Origin of the sequence: Macrococcus carouselicus (genome assembly GCF_004359515.1) — a bacterium.
Lineage (GTDB): Bacteria > Bacillota > Bacilli > Staphylococcales > Staphylococcaceae > Macrococcus > Macrococcus carouselicus.
Map to the genome: position 1 here is coordinate 1 of NZ_SCWD01000027.1, position 407 is coordinate 407.

The 407-nt window shown below is 33.4% G+C and carries 1 protein-coding gene; it reads left to right on the forward strand.

Translation table 11 applies throughout. The features are described from left to right. Window positions 1-162: 162 nt before the first annotated feature. On the forward strand, window positions 163-407 hold a 245-nt coding region (locus ERX40_RS11115; RefSeq protein WP_279488531.1), incomplete at its 3' end, for a histidine kinase dimerization/phospho-acceptor domain-containing protein.

Sequence of the window (407 nt, forward strand, 5' to 3'; positions counted from 1 at the left end):
ATCCTAACCATAGTTAGTATTGCTATCAGCTATTATTATTTCCGCAAAAAAAATCTTTAGAATAGAGGTGATTTCATGATAACTGTCTTATTGATTCTGCTAGGACTCCTATGTGTTTATTTAGTGACTCAGAATCTCTCTTATCGATATGATTTATTATCGATGAAAAAACAGTTATCTGAAATTAACGAGGTGGAACTGACGAATGAAAATATTCGGACTTCAACTCACCTAAAACCTACAGCTAAAATTAGTACTGAAATCAACAAACTTATAACAAAGCAACAGGCTGAGAGACAGTACTATAAAAAACAGGTTCATCTGCAAAAAGAAGAATGGGCTAATATCTCCCACGACTTAAGAACGCCTCTTACATCACTAAAAGGTTATATGGAACTACTGAAAAC